The 18509-nt window shown below is 33.9% G+C and carries 19 protein-coding genes and 1 riboswitch; of the genes, 12 read left to right on the top strand and 7 right to left on the bottom strand.

The window, feature by feature from the left end:
* Window positions 1-922 precede the first annotated feature (922 nt).
* A complete protein-coding gene (locus Q1A73_RS15580) occupies window positions 923-1663 on the bottom strand; it encodes a LytTR family DNA-binding domain-containing protein (RefSeq protein WP_299607219.1) in 741 nt (246 codons plus the stop codon).
* 601 nt (window positions 1664-2264) lie between these two features.
* On the opposite strand from Q1A73_RS15580, the gene Q1A73_RS15575 reads away from it, so the two are divergent.
* The 3 genes from Q1A73_RS15575 (at window position 2265) to purB (ending at window position 5146) form a co-directional block, all read left to right on the top strand.
* Window positions 2265-2951, top strand: a complete 687-nt coding sequence (locus Q1A73_RS15575) for an NAD-dependent deacylase (protein ID WP_299607218.1) — start codon at window positions 2265-2267, stop codon at window positions 2949-2951.
* 78 nt (window positions 2952-3029) lie between these two features.
* Window positions 3030-3581, top strand: coding sequence for an adenylosuccinate lyase (locus Q1A73_RS15570; RefSeq protein ID WP_299607217.1), 552 nt, complete (start codon window positions 3030-3032; stop codon window positions 3579-3581).
* 221 nt (window positions 3582-3802) lie between these two features.
* Window positions 3803-5146 (top strand): adenylosuccinate lyase, encoded by a 1344-nt coding sequence (gene purB, locus Q1A73_RS15565; protein ID WP_299607215.1) that lies wholly within the window; start codon window positions 3803-3805, stop codon window positions 5144-5146.
* 102 nt (window positions 5147-5248) lie between these two features.
* Here the strand turns inward: purB and Q1A73_RS15560 are convergent, their stop codons facing one another.
* The 4 genes from Q1A73_RS15560 to Q1A73_RS15545 form a co-directional block, all read right to left on the bottom strand.
* Window positions 5249-5806, bottom strand: coding sequence for a DUF4252 domain-containing protein (locus Q1A73_RS15560; RefSeq protein ID WP_299607214.1), 558 nt, complete (start codon window positions 5804-5806; stop codon window positions 5249-5251).
* A 102-nt stretch (window positions 5807-5908) separates the two neighbouring features.
* Window positions 5909-6442 carry a DUF4252 domain-containing protein gene (locus Q1A73_RS15555; protein ID WP_299607212.1) on the bottom strand — a complete coding sequence of 178 codons (534 nt, stop codon included), beginning with the start codon at window positions 6440-6442 and terminating at the stop codon, window positions 5909-5911.
* Between the two features lie 46 nt (window positions 6443-6488).
* A complete protein-coding gene (locus tag Q1A73_RS15550) occupies window positions 6489-6977 on the bottom strand; it encodes a hypothetical protein (protein WP_299607211.1) in 489 nt (162 codons plus the stop codon).
* Window positions 6964-7473 carry an RNA polymerase sigma factor gene (locus Q1A73_RS15545; RefSeq protein ID WP_299607209.1) on the bottom strand — a complete coding sequence of 170 codons (510 nt, stop codon included), beginning with the start codon at window positions 7471-7473 and terminating at the stop codon, window positions 6964-6966. The genes Q1A73_RS15550 and Q1A73_RS15545 overlap by 14 nt, the downstream gene beginning before the upstream one ends.
* A gap of 138 nt (window positions 7474-7611) precedes the next feature.
* On the opposite strand from Q1A73_RS15545, the gene Q1A73_RS15540 reads away from it, so the two are divergent.
* Window positions 7612-9051: a S41 family peptidase gene (locus Q1A73_RS15540; RefSeq protein ID WP_299607208.1), complete on the top strand. Its 1440-nt coding sequence runs from the start codon at window positions 7612-7614 to the stop codon at window positions 9049-9051.
* An 83-nt stretch (window positions 9052-9134) separates the two neighbouring features.
* On the opposite strand, the gene Q1A73_RS15535 is transcribed toward Q1A73_RS15540, so the two are convergent.
* Complete coding sequence (locus Q1A73_RS15535) at window positions 9135-11087, bottom strand: TonB-dependent receptor (RefSeq protein WP_299607207.1); 1953 nt, start codon at window positions 11085-11087, stop codon at window positions 9135-9137.
* 77 nt (window positions 11088-11164) lie between these two features.
* A riboswitch (cobalamin riboswitch) is annotated at window positions 11165-11421 on the bottom strand.
* An 82-nt stretch (window positions 11422-11503) separates the two neighbouring features.
* Between Q1A73_RS15535 and Q1A73_RS15530 the strand changes: the two genes are divergently transcribed.
* From Q1A73_RS15530 to cobC, 5 genes are read left to right on the top strand one after another with little or no spacing between them, the layout of a single operon-like run.
* On the top strand, window positions 11504-12007 hold the full coding sequence (locus Q1A73_RS15530) for a bifunctional adenosylcobinamide kinase/adenosylcobinamide-phosphate guanylyltransferase (protein WP_299607206.1): 504 nt from the start codon (window positions 11504-11506) through the stop codon (window positions 12005-12007).
* Window position 12008: 1 nt separating this feature from the next.
* Window positions 12009-13046, top strand: coding sequence for a nicotinate-nucleotide--dimethylbenzimidazole phosphoribosyltransferase (cobT, locus tag Q1A73_RS15525; protein ID WP_299607204.1), 1038 nt, complete (start codon window positions 12009-12011; stop codon window positions 13044-13046).
* A gap of 4 nt (window positions 13047-13050) precedes the next feature.
* Window positions 13051-13386 (top strand): hypothetical protein, encoded by a 336-nt coding sequence (locus tag Q1A73_RS15520; RefSeq protein WP_299607202.1) that lies wholly within the window; start codon window positions 13051-13053, stop codon window positions 13384-13386.
* A gap of 20 nt (window positions 13387-13406) precedes the next feature.
* Window positions 13407-14171, top strand: a complete 765-nt coding sequence (locus tag Q1A73_RS15515) for an adenosylcobinamide-GDP ribazoletransferase (protein ID WP_299607201.1) — start codon at window positions 13407-13409, stop codon at window positions 14169-14171.
* Window positions 14153-14671 (top strand): alpha-ribazole phosphatase, encoded by a 519-nt coding sequence (gene cobC / locus Q1A73_RS15510; protein WP_299607200.1) that lies wholly within the window; start codon window positions 14153-14155, stop codon window positions 14669-14671. Before Q1A73_RS15515 ends, cobC begins: the two co-directional genes overlap by 19 nt.
* 11 nt (window positions 14672-14682) lie before the next feature.
* Here the strand turns inward: cobC and Q1A73_RS15505 are convergent, their stop codons facing one another.
* On the bottom strand, window positions 14683-15330 hold the full coding sequence (locus Q1A73_RS15505) for a diphthine--ammonia ligase (protein ID WP_299607199.1): 648 nt from the start codon (window positions 15328-15330) through the stop codon (window positions 14683-14685).
* 87 nt (window positions 15331-15417) lie between these two features.
* On the opposite strand from Q1A73_RS15505, the gene Q1A73_RS15500 reads away from it, so the two are divergent.
* The 3 genes from Q1A73_RS15500 to Q1A73_RS15490 are packed head-to-tail and all read left to right on the top strand — an operon-like array spanning window position 15418 to window position 18405.
* On the top strand, window positions 15418-16557 hold the full coding sequence (locus Q1A73_RS15500) for an ABC transporter substrate-binding protein (protein WP_299607198.1): 1140 nt from the start codon (window positions 15418-15420) through the stop codon (window positions 16555-16557).
* The gene (locus tag Q1A73_RS15495; protein ID WP_299607197.1) at window positions 16558-17589 is read left to right on the top strand and encodes an iron ABC transporter permease; all 1032 of its coding nucleotides are present in this window, start codon (window positions 16558-16560) and stop codon (window positions 17587-17589) included.
* A gap of 6 nt (window positions 17590-17595) precedes the next feature.
* A complete protein-coding gene (locus Q1A73_RS15490) occupies window positions 17596-18405 on the top strand; it encodes an ABC transporter ATP-binding protein (protein WP_299607195.1) in 810 nt (269 codons plus the stop codon).
* Window positions 18406-18509 lie beyond the last annotated feature (104 nt).

Below are 18509 nucleotides of genomic sequence, written 5' to 3'. Positions count from 1 at the left end.
ATGTAAGAAATGGATTACTACTAGAATTCCTGTAAAATTTACCTAAAAAAAACTTAAAAAAAACAAAAATCCAATAAATCTAAAGAAGCAAAAGAATCTAAAACCTACAAAGCTTCTTCGCTGAAATAGAAGTAGTTAGATAATTTCCCTTAAATCAAATAAGAAAATTCCCTCGCTACACCGTAAGTATTTAGTTTCAAATTTGTTAGAAAAAATCCCCACACATTTTCGTCCTATCTTGTACAAGAACCTTACAAGTAGGTAGGGAATTTATCAAATAAAACAATATATATAGGTAGTTGGTTGATTCTTATCGGTATATATTGATCATCATATAGCAAAAGAGAGTATTTCGATAGGCTTCCATACAACACTTCATTCTAGATTAAGATTTAAGAAACCTTTCAAAAACTGCTTGATTAAAGAGGGACTGGGAGAGCTATTATTAAAATAATTCGTTCCTTTTTGTAGCGCTAAATCCTTCGACAAATTCAGAACAGGCTTTATCGAAGTGATTTTAACTCATAGTTTTATGGGTCTTCGACAGGCTCAGACTGACAACAAGAAGCTATTGAAAACAAAAAAACCTCCTCGCTGTGGCGAGGAGGTCCTGACTTGCGTTTTATTATAAGTAAGATATTTGTGTGATCTAAAAATAAATAAAACAACTGACTGCTCTTATACACATTTACTAGATATTACAAAAAGCAATGAGTTCATCTGATGTACATTTTTTTTGATTCTTTTTGTATGTAATAACCAACTAACGGGGTTTTACAATAAAGCGAGAATTTTAATTCTCTCTATTTCATCATCTTATAAGGTATTCCAATTATTATAAGATGATAAAAGGTTTCAATTCTCATTGGGTTTGCAGTGTGATTATTTGTTTATTAAAATCTATCATAAACAACATCACGCACTACACATAAAGAATACTATTCTTTGCTAAGGTATCCTTAATCTCTTCTACATTGGTTTTGTAAGATTTAGAAAAAGGAATCATATCACTTGTGTTTTTAATAGCACATTTAGCTTTCCCAAAATGTATTCTAGATACATATTTTGTATTGATAATGTAACTATTATGAATTCGTACAAAATGATCTGGTAATAAATTCTGAAAATGTTTTAAGGTCTTAAAAGCTTCTACCTTATTACCATTACTCATGATAAAATCGGTAGTGTTGTTATCTGCTTTTAGATACAGAACATCATCGATATTTACAAAACGATAATCTCCATACGACTTAAAACACAAGGTGTTATCCGTAGTAACCTCTTCAAAATCTTTCTCAAATCTAAGAACGGTTTTGATAAGGTCGCTTTTAGATAAAGGTTTCAGGATATAATCCAGTACACGATTACGTATACCTTCGATAGCATAGTCTGTAGTTTTTGTAATAATAACAAACTCGGGTAGGTTTGTCATATACTTTGTAAGTTCTGATAATAGATTATACTTCGTGGTAGACGATTGAACTCCCGGTACTTCCGGTTCTAAGAAAACTAATCTTGGTTTTCTTTCTAAAATCAAGTCCAACGCCTCTTGCTCATTTTCAGCAATTCCAGTACACATATAATCATTGTGATCTTCGAGAGCGATCTGAATTTTGCGTGCAGAATTCTGATCATTATCAATAATGATGTAAGGGTATTTCATGAGGTAAACAATTAAAGGTTAGCGTTGGTCATTAAATACTGTTCGTATTCAAAAAAAATTGTACACATTTACTGATTACAAGTTAGGTTTTTTACTTATATCTTGGTTACGGTAAAACCGCAATATTAATACGGAATCCTAAGGATGTCAGGGATTAAGGAGAAATCTTTGATCGAAATAATTTGCATATCGTCGGTTTTGGGGGTTTAGAATCTCTAAACGTAAAAAGAGATACCTTAGTATATATGACCTAAAAAAATTAAAGTTTACAAGTATTTATAGTATATTTTACATTTTTTTGATACCGCAGAACGATATTATCATAAATATCCAGCTCCATACTACAGTAATATTACTGATAATGAGATATTAAGAAACTAAAAATCCAATGTATTTTTAACTTTCCTCTTTGAAGAAGAATCGAGGGAGATGTCATCATACACTATCAAAGTTCAAGAGCATTTCGACAAGCTCAATGTGACACCTCAGTTCGAAAGAAAAATCAACCATCAACCATCCATTATCATTTAATTGTAAAATAATAAGAGATCATAAAGAAGGATTCAAATATTTTAAATAGTTTTAGAAAAACAAATCACGAATGAAGAAAGTTGTTGTTCTTACCGGTGCAGGAATCAGTGCCGAGAGTGGTATTAACACCTTTAGAGATGAAAACGGATTGTGGGAAGGTCATGACATCATGGAAGTTGCCTCTCCTATTGGATGGAGTAATAATCCTGCATTAGTACTAGATTTCTATAATAAAAGACGTAGTCAACTGCACACTGTAGTTCCTAATCTGGCGCATGAAGCTTTAGCAAATCTAGAAAAAACACATCAGGTAACTATTGTAACGCAAAATGTAGATGATCTCCATGAACGCGCTGGAAGCAGCAATGTAGTACACCTGCATGGCGAATTATTAAAAGTACGTAGTCAATTTGATGAAAACCTGGTGTTAGATTGGAAAAACGATTTACAGCTAGGAGATCTTTGTGAACATAATTCTCAACTACGTCCCCATATTGTATGGTTTGGAGAGGAAGTCCCAATGCTAGAAAAGGCGATTGACATTACAGAACAAGCAGATATTCTTATGATTATAGGTACTTCTATGCAAGTATATCCTGCGGCAAGCTTATTACAATATGCACCTTCTGATACTCCTATCTATTTTATAGACCCAAAACCAGCTATTGCTCCCAACGAAAATCTTAAGATTTTGGCCGAAAAAGCAACCGTAGGAGTACCTAAAGTTGTAGAAGAACTTGTACAGAATTTTAACTAATCATATAATGTGATCAACCATTCTAAGTATATATTATCGTAAATCACCTCCTTATATATAGGAAAACTCAAAAATCTAATGATCGATTTAGAGGAAAACATAAGAAAGACCAATCATTCCAGAGAACAACGAAACTATTTTGCCAATCTTATTTTGGACAATCCGGAGTTGTTACCGCAGCTATTGGCGATTTGTCATCAGGTGGATGACGAAATTTCTTGTAGAGCATCCTGGGGATTAGAATTTTTATGTAAGAAAAGATTAGATGCTATACTCCCTTATCTAGATAGTTTTACCGAAATATTGCCAAAAGTATATCAACATCCTGCAGTAAGACCTATGGCAAAAATTTGTGAATACCTTATTCTTGCGTATTACAAAGAAAAAAATCCTATTGTACAAAAATCATTAACCACACCTTATCGAGAAAAAATAACAGAAGCTTGTTTTGATTGGTTGATTTCTGATCAAAAAGTAGCCGCCAAAGCGTATTCGATGACTAGTTTATATCTATTAGGTACTGAGTTTGATTGGGTACACCCAGAATTAAAAGTCACCTTAGAAAACAATTACCATCAAGGCAGCGCTGCTTACAAAGCCAGATCCCGTATGATTCTGAAAAAGTTGTAGTTTGGTTAATGGTTAATGGTTAATGGTTAATGGTTAATGGTTAATGGTTGTTGGTGTTAGGTATGAGGTATGAGGTCTTAGGTTTCAGGAATTGGACGAGAATCACTAACCACTAACTACCAACTGCTAACAACTAATTTCAAAACCAAAAAAATCCAACCGGTTACATCGTAATTACTCACGAAATCAATTATCTTTGCAGCTTTCAAAAAAACAAAGTCATGTCTTTAACTCCATTACAAGCTATATCACCTATCGATGGTCGTTATGCTTCTAAAACACAATCATTAAGCGCTTATTTTAGTGAAGAAGCTTTAATAAAATATCGTGTACTGGTAGAAATCGAATATTTTATCGCTTTATGCGAAATACCATTACCACAATTAGAGGGTATAGACACTTCGGTTTTTGAAAAATTAAGATCCATTTATACAGCCTTTTCTACAGAAGATGCTCAGGCTATAAAAGATATTGAAAAGGTAACCAATCATGATGTAAAAGCTGTTGAATATTTTATTAAAGAAAAATTCGATCAGCTAGGTTTACAAGAATACAAGGAGTTTATCCACTTTGGACTAACATCTCAAGATATTAACAATACTGCGATACCACTAAGTATAAAAGAAGCTATTGGAGATGTATACATTCCTCATTACTTAGAATTAGTAGCAAAACTAAAATCATTAGTAGAAGAGTGGTCTGATGTATCCATGCTTGCCAGAACACATGGACAACCAGCTTCTCCTACCCGATTAGGAAAAGAATTTCAGGTATATGTTACTCGATTAGAAGCGCAGTTTGATTTGTTAAATGATATACCGAGTGCCGCTAAATTTGGTGGTGCTACCGGAAACTACAATGCCCATAAAGTAGCGTACCCAGCTATCGATTGGAAAGAATTTGGTACTCGTTTTGTACAGGAGAAACTAGGATTACATCATTCTTTTCCAACAACTCAGATCGAGCACTACGACCATATGGCAGCATTGTTTGATGGACTTAAGCGTATCAATACAATTATCCTGGATTTGGATAGAGATGTATGGACTTATGTTTCTATGGATTACTTTAAGCAAAAAATCAAAAAAGGGGAAGTAGGATCTTCTGCGATGCCGCACAAAGTAAATCCAATAGATTTTGAAAACAGCGAAGGTAATATTGGTATTGCCAATGCATTGTTTGAGCATCTAGCATCTAAACTACCAGTAAGTAGACTACAACGCGACTTAACGGACAGTACCGTACTAAGAAATGTAGGAGTTCCTTTTGGACATACCTTAATTGCTTTTCAGGCTACGTTAAAAGGATTGAACAAGTTATTATTAAACGAAGAAAAGTTTGCTCAAGATCTCGAAAACAATTGGGCTGTTGTGGCAGAAGCTATACAGACCATTTTAAGAAGAGAAGGATATCCTAATCCTTACGAAGCTCTAAAAGGATTAACCAGAACCAATGAAGCTATCAATCAAAACTCTATTGCAAACTTTATTGAAACACTAGAAGTTTCAGACGATATTAAATCCGAATTAAAAGTGATAACTCCAGCTAATTATACTGGAATATAATTGAGGATCATAGGTTTTCAAACAAAAACTTACATTAGTATAAAAAAGAAAAAAGCTTTGACGATACGTCAAAGCTTTTTTTATATCTTAAAAACTATACGATTAGTTAATATTAACCTCTCCTATAATATCTTTAATAGCACCTATATCTACATCTCCTTTATCTATTGCATTCATTAGTTTAGCAATATTTGCTGGTTTCATATCATCTCCCAACACTCTTACCAGCGCTAAACCGCGTTCTTTATTAGATGCGAATACAATCATTTCATCGATATTATCCTCTTCTCCTTCAAACTTTAATACCGCTTTTGTTCCATTAGAACCAAATCTCATAAGTGTTTCATATTTTTCAGCATCTAAAATCGAATTGATCTTAGTTTTTTCTTCTTCAAACCTCGTTTTGGTTTCGCTTTTATCTTCTTTGATCGGTAGCGCTAAAAAATTAACCTTCTTAATACTCTCTAATGCTGCTCTTTCGTCATCAGAAAGATTTACCTTTCTCGTTCTGGCATCCAATAGGCTGGTCGCTAAATCTACAGCAACAAAGTCCTTATCTCCTTGATGATCGATAAAATACTTTTGTAATGATTGGTCATTACCACAACTAATGTATAGTAATCCGCAAACTACAAGAATAAGCTTACTAATATTTTTCATTTTATTTGGTTTTAATGGTTGATTGATTGATTGATTGATGATAAGCTTCTTTAGATAATCGTATCTAAAGAAGCTTGTGTAACATAAACTAACTGTATAAGTTTAATTTTTCTTATTTACCTTTTTAAGCTCTTCTCCTCCTGGAACATTTAAATGATCTGCGATTTTAGAAACTTGTCTAAGATCTATATCTCCTGTAATAGTCATTACTACTGTATTAGGACCTCCATCGTTTTCCATACCTTCCATAAACATGAAGAGTTCTGTAACGAAATTATCATTCTTACCTGGCTTAGAATAAAACTTTACATTCTTCCCGTCACTCTTAAAACGCATCAGTTCATCTAATGAAGTACTACTAAGATACTTTTGCACATCGGCTTTCATTTTCTGACCTATATCGTTCTTCTCTGTAACAAAAACCTTAATATTCTTAATGTTCTTTACCAGATTTGCATAATCCTTAATTTCCGGATCATTGCTTTCTAGATCAATCTTACTTAACAATTTAAACATTTTACTTGTTACCACTATCGAGGATACATCATTCATATCTTCGTATTTATCAAAATTGCTTTGTGCAATAGAGAAATATGGTACTAATGCTGCTACTAATATTATTGCAAACTTTTTCATAATTAATTCAATTTTAAGACTCCCTATCGGGAAATAGTATTCGTGTTTATTTTATTAATTTATTTTTAGTGTTTTCGAACTCATTGATATATACCAGTTCTTTTTTGGCATTGTCAAACTCATTCAGGTACACTAATTCCTTTTTACCCTCATTCATTAAACGAGCAACCAAATCGAGGGCTTCTTTGGTTTTCTGTAATGCAATCTCTGGATCATCATAAGTACCATACACGCCTTCAGGATCGGCTCCCGCAGGAATATCTTTGATAAATAGCCCCACAATTAAAGCTATTGATGCAGCTACTCCTATCCAGGTATACCATGGAACTTTGGACGAATTGGTTTTCAAACTTACCTCTGAACTTGCAGTTACTTGGCTTTCATCAGAAAAAAACTGAAACAAATCCTTGTATCTCTCCAAATGCGACGGCACACTTTCTCCGGTAAAATAAACCTTTAATTCTTTTTCTTCAGAAAGGGTCGTTTCTCCTTCAAAATACTTCTCCAGTAATTTTTCTATGTTAGACAACTCCATAATTGTGTTTTTTTAATAATTCTTGTCGTATTGTTTTTCTTGCTCTTGATAAGGCTACACGAACTGCAGTTTCGTTCATTTCCATCATTTCTGCAATTTCTGCGTTATCATATTGTTCTATATCTCTTAGTTGCACGATCATTCGTTGTTGTTCTGGTAAACCATCCATAATTCTACCAACCCACTCCAAACTATCCTTAGCTTCTACTTCTCTTTGCAACGAAGGTCTTTCATCTTTATAATTGCTATGAACAATTTTTAAATTCCCAGTTTCTTTTGCTTTTAATTTATCATAGCAATAGTTTTTGGTCATCGTCATGGCAAATGCTTCTACATTTTTATATTCAGCCATTTTGGATTTGTTTCGCCATAGCTTTAATAAAATTTCTTGTGTAGCATCTTCTGCCTCTTCATTACTCACCAACAATCTTTTAGCCAACCTATACAGCTTGTCTTTAAAACCATTAGTAAGCGTTATAAATGCTCTTTCCTTCATATTTCGTTGGTTGGTGGTTACAAAGCTTTCTATGTTAGCTTTATATTAGGGAGACGACTACCTCTATAATTTGTTACACAATTTTTTAAAATTATAATAAAGTCCCTATTTTTAGGGTTATATAAATAAAAAAAGTATATGAAAATTTTAAAGTATGTGATCGTAATGCTTCTATTCGGAAGTATACTTACTAGTTGTTTTGATGATAATGATGATGTTCCAGGTCTGGCAGGTGTTGTAGAAATTAATGATTTTATCTGGAAAGGCATGAATACTTTCTATTTATATAAAGCAGATGTAGATGATTTAGCGAATGATCGATTTTCTTCGAACCAGGAATATTCAGATTTTTTAGGAGGATTTTCTTCTCCTGAAGCTATTTTTGCAGCGCTTAGAACGCAAGAAGTAGATCCTGCTAGTGGAGTTGATGTAGACGAATTTAGCTTTTTAGTAGATGATTTTGTAGCACTAGAACAGGCATTTGATGGTATTACTAGAAATAACGGAATGGAATTTGGTCTGGTACGTTACCCAAATGATGCTTCTAATGTGTTTGGATATGTTCGTTACGTATTACCAGGAACAGATGCTGAAGCCAAAGGTGTACAAAGAGGAGATGTTTTTAATACTATAGACGGTACACAAATCACAGATCAAAATTTTAGTGCTTTACTAAATCCAGATACCTATACTATCGGTTTAGCGACTTTTGATGGAGACAATGTAACACCAACTGGTACTTCTGTTTCTCTAACGAAAGTGCAGTACACAGAAAATCCAGTATTGATCTCAACTACTATTGATGTTGGTGGAAACCCAGTAGGTTATCTTATGTACAATGGATTTACAGGAGATTTTGATGAGCAATTAAATAATGCTTTTGGACAATTAGCTGCGGATAATGTAACAGATCTAATATTAGACTTGCGATATAATGGTGGTGGTTCTGTAACCTCAGCAATCGATCTAGCAAGTATGATAACGGGACAATTTAGCGGTCAGGTGTTTTCTACAGAAGAATGGAACGAAGATCGACAACCACAATTTGGAGGAACAAATCTATTTGACAATACCATAAGAACAGGAGCTGGAATTAACAGCTTAAACTTAACTAGATTATACGTATTAACAAGTAGAAGCTCTGCTTCTGCCAGCGAATTATTAATTAATGGATTAGATCCTTATATTAATGTAATACAAGTAGGGACAACAACAAGAGGTAAATTTCAGGCATCGATTACGTTATATGATTCTGACAATTTTGGTCGTAATGGTGCCAATCCAGGCCATACCTACGCTATGCAACCGCTAGTCCTAAGATCATTAAACTCTGTAGGTTTTACAGATTATTTTGGAGGATTTACTCCTGAAATCGAACTTGCCGAAGACTTTTCTAATTTAGGTACTTTGGGAGATCCAAACGAACCGCTATTAAAAGCTGCTATTGATAATATTCTAGGTAACAGAATTAGTACGAATGCTAAGAGTCTAACGCTAGAAACCATTGGAGAAAGTAAAATGACACTTCCAAACTATCAGAGAATGTATAAAACCATAGACAACAATACGAAGGAGTAAATATATTTGTCTCCATATAAAAACTAAAAAACTCAAGTCTTAGCGACTTGAGTTTTTTAGTTTAAATAATATAATGTCTTTTCTTAAAAAGTAAGATTAAAACCTATTCTGGCATTTCTACCTCTCGTACTAAATCCAAAAATCTCCTGATATTCTTCATTGGTAATATTATTCATCGCTGCATAGATACTTAAATTATCCATTAACTGATGGCTGATATAAAAATCTAAAATTCCGTAACCATCTAGTTCTGCTGGATCCGAAGTAAATGTCACTGGATTAAAGAAAGTATCATTTCGTTTACTATTTAGTTGATAGCTTAAAGATGTAAACGATTTAGTAGATAGCTGATATCCTACAGTTGCTTGTAAAGTGTTTTCTGGTATCCTAATATTATTTTCTAATTTATCAATATTAGTATAGGTATAGTTAGCATTTATTGATAATTTATCGTCTAATAACAATGCGCTAGCTTCCACTTCGATTCCATTAACTTCTATATCTTCTGGTGAATTAAAATTTACAAAAGTATTAGGGTCAAAAGTGATGAAGTTTTCGGATGTTCTATCAAAATATACTACACTAATCGTAGCCTTTTTCTGGTGAGAAAATTCGATTCCTCCTTCTAATGTAGTACTCTCTTCCGGTTCTAAATCTGGATTTCCACTAAAGAAAGCTGTATCATATAATTGAAACAAGGAAGGTGTAATATATGCAGTACTATAAGACGCTAATCCCTTGATATAATTTCCTCCGAACGTATAGGTAAATGATGGGTTTATGTTATATACCAAATGATTTCCGTAGGTGCTATGGATATTTAATCGTGCTCCCGCATTCACGTTTAAACCAAACTTAGAAACATACACTAAGTTGATATAAGGATCGATAATATCAAAATCTGCTTCATTGTCATTTATCGTTTGTTCGAAATCTGTACTTCCAAAAGGAATGCTAAACAAATTAAAATCACTGTAAGAACCATTGGCTCCAATAACCGTATATAATGTGTTCTTAAAATTATATTTATTATAAGCATCGAAGGTATAGATTTTACCTTCGTATCTAGATGGAAAACCAGAGATAAACTCTCTATCCACCAACGCATAGCTATCTACAAAAGTAAAGCTACCATTAGGGTACTTGGCTTCCCAAAAACTTCCTCCTCTTAATTGTCTACTGGTAAATTGGTTATCAGCATCTAAACCAGCCCCACCATCAAAATCTGTTTTATACTGATCTAAATTTCCAAAAAAATGAAATCTAAAATTCTTATTCCATTGATACCCAAGTTTTGCATATACATTAAACTTATTATAAGCATCGCTTTCAAATGTTTCTCCAGTAGTCGATTCTAAAGGATTTTCGGCAGCTGACAAACCATCTGTAGATTGATGAGATAAGCTACCTAAATAACTTACTTTTCCAATCGTTCCGTTAACGGATGCAAAGTTTACAAATTCATTAATATCATAATCCTGATCATCTTGTGATTGATTGGTACCAATAGTAGAAGAAAATTGTGCAGCAATTGCATCTTTACTTTCTGATTTTGTAGTAATATTAATTACTGCTGTTGCTGCTCCGGATCCATATAAAGTACTCGAAGCTCCTTTTAAAATCTCAATAGATTCTATTTGATTAGTAGATAATAATCGTAGATCAAAATCTCCTGCAGAAGAGGTAGGATCACTTACCGTAACACCATCCACTCTAATCACTACTTGTCGATTACGACCTCCACGAATAGAAACCCCTAATGGTTCTCCAGCCGCATTATTACTACCATTGATAAAAACCCCTGCAACTCTGTTTAAAACAGTTGCTACTGATTGTCCTTGACTACGCTGTAATTCTTTAGAACCAATCTTAGTAATTACCTTACCACTCTGTTCTCTTTTTAGATTAAATTTTGAATCAGAGATGACAACCTCCTCTAATTCATTTACTTCTTCTTCTGTTGTTGTTTGTTGTGCAGAAACAACCTGGGATGCCACGAATACGAGTGCAGCCCCAAAAAACACTTTTTTGTTCATTTCCTAAATGACTTATTATTTACAATTACCGGAAAAAAGTATGTAGTTTACCCATACCAAAACCTCTATCCCGAAAGTTTGACATATCGAATTCTGGCAGGTCTCCTGGCTCGCGTCTTGTTGTCTACCTTCCCATTCCGAGTTTATCGGAACAGTGGTTAAAAGAACTAACAACAAGCATCCACCTTTGGCGGACTAAGCTCACAGTTGCGGGAACAGCTCAGGATTTATTCATTTAGAATTCAACATAATGATTTCCAAACATATGCACCTGATTCCCTTTTAATTCTCTACGCTAGTAAAGCGTATCAAAACCAAAATTCTGCGCGAATGTATTATATTTCTCTGAAATTGCATCCACTTTAACAAATAAATTGATAATACTAGTATCTTTGCGCACTCTAAAGCCTTAAAAAATGTTGTACTACATCACTGGTGGAGAACGTTCTGGAAAAAGTAGCTATGCACAAAATCTAGCATTAGAACTTTCCAAAAAACCAGTTTACATAGCAACTTCCAGAGTTTGGGATGGTGATCATAGAAAACGAATCGATCGACATATTGCGGATCGAAGTGATGCTTGGACCTCTGTTGAAGAGGAAAAAGAACTCTCTAAAGTGATTCATAAAAATACTACTGTAGTTATTGATTGTGTGACTCTATGGCTTACCAATTTCTTTGTAGATACCAAAAATGACATCGAAATATCCCTTGAACAAGCAAAAAAAGAATTTAATAAACTCACTACTATAGAAGCGAATATTATAATCATTTCTAATGAAATAGGAATGGGAGTTCATGCAACAACAGAAATAGGAAGAAAATTCACAGAACTTCAGGGTTGGATGAATCAACATATTGCCAAACATGCTGATCACGCCATTTTAATGGTTTCTGGCATACCTGTAAAAATAAAATAACATGAATTTTACCATAACACCTCTAGATAAATCCTTAGAAAACAAGATTCAACATAAGATTAATCTTAAAACCAAACCAGTAGGTTCATTAGGTATTCTTGAAAAAATTGCATTGCAAATAGGGCTTATCCAACAAACTAGTGTCCCCAGCCTTAATAAACCAACAATTTTGGTTTTTGCTGGAGATCATGGTATTGCAGAAAAAGGAGAAGTAAATCCCTATCCACAGGTGGTAACACAACAAATGGTATACAACTTCTTACATGGAGGTGCTGCTATCAATGCGTTTTGTAATCAACATCATATTGATCTTAAAATTGTAGATGCTGGCGTAAACCATGACTTTGATCAAATCGAAGGACTAATTGATGCTAAAATTGCATATGGTACTAATAATTACGAGAACGAACCTGCAATGTCTCGCGATGAATGTTGCAAGGCTATACAAACGGGAGCTTCTTTGGTAACCGAGGTTTATAATGATGGATGTAATATTATCGGATTTGGTGAAATGGGAATCGGAAACTCTTCTGCTGCAGCATTACTCATGTCTTATTTTACAAAAATATCTATTGAAGAATGTGTAGGAGCCGGAACAGGAATTCAGGGAGATGCTAAAAAGAAAAAACAAGCTGTTCTGCAATCAGTTTTTCAAAAACATAAACCAGCATCAGCAAATGAAGCATTGGCTACTTTTGGAGGGTTTGAAATTGCAATGATAACAGGAGCTATTCTTAGAGCTGCCGAATTAAAAATGACTATTCTTATAGATGGATTCATCGTTACAGCTGCATTATTGGCTGCTAATGCCATGTATGAAAATGTATTAGATTACTGTATTTTCGCACACACTTCTAATGAGCAAGGTCATCAGAAAATGCTAAACTTTCTAGAAAAAAAGCCGCTAATTCATCTTGGCATGCGATTAGGAGAAGGAACAGGAGCTGCTGTAGCGTACCCAATAATAACTTCTGCCATCGCTTTTCTAAACAACATGGCTAGCTTCGAAGAAGCATCTGTAAACACTTCAGAATCTTAACACAGTGAAAAAAGGTGTTTTATCCATACTCGTTGCTTTGGTTGGTTTTTTCTTTGCATATAAATACCACGTGAAAATGCATGAAATACAGTATAGTTTAATCACCGGAAAAGAAATTCAATTTATTTTTATTAATGATCTTGTTTCGTTTACCAGATTATTCAAAATGGTAACGGTTAGCCTTTCTTTATTAAGTATATATCTTGGTGTCATCGCTACCTTAAAAAAACATAAAATAGGGATCTTGGGAATACTGCTAGCGATAGTCTTATGTATTTCTGCTTTTATTCCTTTTTGGAAGTACTTTTCTCAAAATATAACAACAGCAATCAATTCATAACAAAACCTAAGAGTCATTTCATGAAGAAAGAAATCCATATATTTTTCACAGCTCTGATGTTTTTCACTCGAATTCCGTGCCCAAAATGGGTAAATCATGATCCAGAATATTTACGGAAAAGTTCTAAGTATTTCCCCTTAGTAGGAATACTTGTTGGTGGTATTGGAGGTATTGTATTCTATGGTTTTTCTTTGTTGTTTTCTACAGAAATTGCCTTGTTATTATCTATGGCGAGTACCATTTATACCACGGGAGCTTTTCATGAAGATGGTTTTGCTGATGTTTGTGATGGTTTTGGTGGTGGTTGGACCAAAGAAAAGATCCTTCTTATCATGAAAGATTCGCGATTAGGCACCTATGGTACTATTGGAATTTTGCTACTTCTCGCTATTAAATTTTCTGCATTAAGAGAAACTGAAACATCCTATATACCGCTAATTTTAATTTCTGGTCATAGTTTAAGTCGTTTTATAGCCACTACTTTGATTTACACACATACTTACGTTAGAGATACGGAAGACAGCAAAGCAAAACCTGCTGCTAAGAGCATGAGCTTATCGATGTTACTGATTAGTGCATTGTTTGGAATCCTTCCGCTCGTATTTTTCTTTAATCCATTAATAGGCTTAGCGATTATACCTATGTATTTTTCTAAAATGTTTCTAGCTGCTAAATTTAAAAAATGGATCGGAGGCCAAACAGGAGACTGTGCTGGCGCGGTACAACAATTGAGTGAAGTAATTTTTTACCTAAGTGTTATTGCTTTATGGAAATATATCTGGTAAGACATACTACCCCAAACATAGAAAAAGGAATCTGCTACGGACAAAGTGATCTGGATGTTACTGATAGTTTTGACGCTGAAGTATCCGAAATTCATACCAAACTCCCGCTAAAAGAAATTACAAAAGTCTACAGTAGTCCGCTAAAAAGATGCAAACTACTTGCGAAAAGTTTTAATCTTCCTATCATATTTGATAAGAGACTACAAGAATTAGATTTTGGTGATTGGGAATTAAAAGCTTGGGATGATATCTCTAAAAAAGAGCTGAATCCATGGATGGAAGATTTTGTAAATGTTCCTGTTCCCAACGGAGAATCGTATGTAATGCTCCAAGAAAGAATTCTTGAATTTTATAAAAATCTATCCTCTAATGCCGATGAAAAAATAGTCATTGTATCTCATGCGGGGCCTATCAGAGCATTACTTTCTCATTTGCAAAAAATAGCCTTAAAAGATTCTTTTAGTATTAAATTAGAATACGGAGAAGTTGTAAAAATTTAATCAGTATCAATTTATACCAACTCCAACTTGGCAAAATTGTAATTAGAAGAAGTTTCTTTTTCTACAACTTGTACGTTTAACTTTTCCTTAAAAAGTGGTGCATTAACAACCAGGGTATGATATTCTCCATTTTCTCCACAAGCGTCAACCCCCAAAGATTCTAAATCCTGAATAAGTTCTTTATCAATCGCTCTTCCTAAATAATCAGAACCTAGATCATTATTACAAGAAACAATGATAGCTTCAATACCATACGCTATCATATCCAAAACCAATTGTTTTCTGGGCTGTTGCCAAATGGGTAATATCGCTTTTAGGTTTGCCGCATTCGATACTTTTTCTTCCCATTGACGATGCGATTCGATATCAATATCACCAAAAATAGCAGATTGCAAACTATATTTTTCGGCCAATGATTGTAAATTTTCAATGTACAGACGCTCATAATCACCCCAACTACTTTCAAAAAAATGAATTGGAAGACTCATCGCATTAGCTTGCGCTTTTAGAATCTTTTTTGGAATTCCATGAGAACGAGATCGATCACCATACTCATTCAATACGTTTAATAAAACAGAAGGAGAATATCCATCTTTTATCGCCATATGCATCGCATAACAACTATCTTTTCCCCCACTCCAGGAACATAAAAAAGACATATCTAAAAATTAAGTTGTACAAATTAACGGTAATTCTTAGCAGGTTTTCAAAAAATATTTCGAAGTTTGAAAAATATTTAAATTCATATGAATAAATTTTGTTTTCTATTAATACCATACCTTTTTTTTGTTTCCTGTAAAGAAGAGAAAAAAGAAACTACTTCTACTGTTGCACAAGAACTTGTTCCTCAACAAGTCTCCTACGCTACTGGATTTACCATAGAAAACAAAGACACCTATAAAGAAATTAAAATTACATCTCCTTGGCCTGATGCAAAAAATGGATTTACCTATATTTTATATCCAAAAGGAACTGAAAAACCTGATGTAAAAGGAAAAGTATCTTACATAAAGATTCCAGTAGAAAAAACCGTAGTTACCTCTACTACAGATATTCCGATGTTAGAGTATTTACAACTCCAAAACAAATTAGTAGGCTTTCCGCATTGTGATTATATTTCTTCAGAAAAAACGCGTGCTTTAATAGACAATGGATCTATCTTAGAACTAGGAAATAATGGTCATTTAAATACAGAGCTAACTTTAGAACTAGCACCCGAAATAATTATAGGATATTCTGCTACTGGAGATACCAAAACTTATGATTTACTGGAAAAAACTGGAATCCCAGTTGTAATGAATGGTTCTTGGATGGAGCAACATCCTTTAGGACGAGCCGAATGGATAAAGTTTGTAGCTGCATTTTACAATAAAGAAAAAGAAGCTGATAGTATTTTTAACAAGATAGAACAAGACTATACTAAAGCTGCTGCACTGGCAAAAAATACAGAAAAAACTCCCACAGTCTTATCAGGAAATATGTTTAAAGATGTATGGCATGTTCCTGGAGGGAACAGTTATGTAGCCCAATTCTTAAAAGATGCGAATACCAATTACTTGTGGAAAGACACGCAAAAAACAGGAAGTATCGCGCTGAATTTTGAAAGTGTTTTAGAAAAAGCGCAAAATGCAGAGCTTTGGATAGGTTCCGGTTCTTCTAGATCGTTAGAAGAACTAGAAGAAAAGAACAATCGATATACTTTTTTTGAAGCTTTTAAAAATAAAACCGTATATTCTTCGACTTTAAAAACTGGATCCAAAGGTGGATTGATATATTATGAATTAGGACCTATGCGACCTGATTTGATTCTAAAAGATATTATCCAAATAGCACATCCAGAATTATTAAAAGATTACGAACCTTATTTTTTTGAAAAACTAAACTAATTGACCCCAAATAAATCATATAAAGCAGTTTTTCTCATCATAACTATCATACTATTGTTATGTTTTATTACAAACATTAGTCTTGGATCTGTTCTAATCCCATGGGTAGATACTCTAAAAAGTTTAGTTGGAGGCACTGTAGAAAAAGAATCGTGGAAGCATATTATAATTGATTATAGACTACCAAAGGCTATTACTGCGGTTATCGTAGGAAGTGGATTAGGTGTTTCGGGATTATTAATGCAAACCTTATTTAGAAATCCACTTGCAGGACCATTTGTACTAGGAATTAGTTCTGGAGCAAGTCTTGGTGTAGCATTGTTGATTTTAGGAAGCGCTCTTATCGGCGGAAGTACTGCATTATTTTTGGTTTCTAATTGGGGATTGGTGGCAGCAGCAAGTTTAGGAAGTGTTTTAGTACTATTTCTGGTAATGCTCGTTTCTATTAGAGTAAAAGATACTATGGCTATTCTCATCATCGGATTAATGTTTGGTAGTATTACAGCTGCCATTGTAAGTGTACTTTCTTATTTCGCGCCTGCTGAACAGTTACAACGATTTATTTTTTGGGGATTCGGAAGTTTAGGAAATTTATCCTGGACAGATGTTATCATATTTTCTGGAATTGTTTTTATCGGGATGATACTGGCAATTTTCTCAATCAAATCACTAAACACATTACTTTTGGGAGAAAATTACGCTCGTAGTCTTGGACTAAATATTAAAAAAAGTCGTTTTTTGATTATTTTGGCTACAGGTTTGTTAGCAGGAAGCATTACAGCCTTTGCAGGACCGATTGCATTTATCGGATTGGCAGTACCACACCTTACCAGACAACTATTTCATACTTCGGATCATAAAACATTAATACCAGCAGTCATATTAATAGGAAGCATGATTATGTTAATTTGTGATACAGTTTCTCAGTTACCAGGAACCGAATACACCTTACCAATCAATGCGATCACCTCTTTGATAGGTGCACCAGTTGTGATTTGGTTATTAGTTAGAAAACGAAAAATGTTATTTTAGCAGCTTATGGAGATAGCATCTGCGGATACTGAAAATAAAAATATCGTTTTACAAACGGAAGGACTTTCTATTGGTTATCGCCATAAAAATAATCTCGAAGTAGTTGCTGCGGATATTAATCTAAAACTATATGAAGGTGAACTTGTAGGCTTGGTTGGTGCCAATGGTATTGGTAAATCTACATTATTACGAACACTCTCTAAAGTGCAACCAGCGCTAAGAGGAGATGTTTTTTTATCCGACAAAGAAATTAGAACCTACAAAACTTCAGAACTTGCTTCACAATTAAGCATCGTACTCACAGAACAAATTGCTTCAAAAAATCTCACTGTACAAGAATTAGTGGCTTTGGGCAGACAGCCCTATACGAATTGGGTTGGAAAATTACTGGATGAGGATATAGAAAAAATACAAAAAGCGATTGAAGTCACCCATATTACCAAGTTGGTTAATAAAAGATGTTTCGAATTAAGTGACGGACAATTACAAAAAGTATTGATCGCTCGTGCAATCGCCCAAGATACTCCATTTATCATGCTAGATGAACCTACTACGCATCTAGATGTATATCATAAGGCTTATATTCTGAAACTTTTAAAACGATTAGCCTTCGAAACTCAGAAAACAATACTGTTTTCGACTCATGAGATTGACTTTGCCATACAGTTATGTGATAAAATGATCGTAATGAACACAGATGGTTTTGAATTTGGAAGACCAAAAGAACTTATCCAATGTAGAGCATTTTCTTCTTTATTCCCAGAAGATCTTATCCTATTTGACGAAAAAACAGGAAGTTACAAAGTAAGACATTAATTGAAGATCTTAAAAGCGTAATAATCCCTAAAATCCTTTTAACGATTTAATGTGTTTCTTGCAGAAAAAACGTAGATTTTTTGAGTACCCAACACCCATATTTT

The sequence above is a fragment of the uncultured Aquimarina sp. genome, from assembly GCF_947492115.1.
In the GTDB taxonomy this organism is placed as follows: Bacteria; Bacteroidota; Bacteroidia; order Flavobacteriales; family Flavobacteriaceae; genus Aquimarina.
The sequence above is the reverse complement of the archived record's forward strand: the minus strand, read 5'-3'. Positions and strand labels throughout refer to the sequence as shown.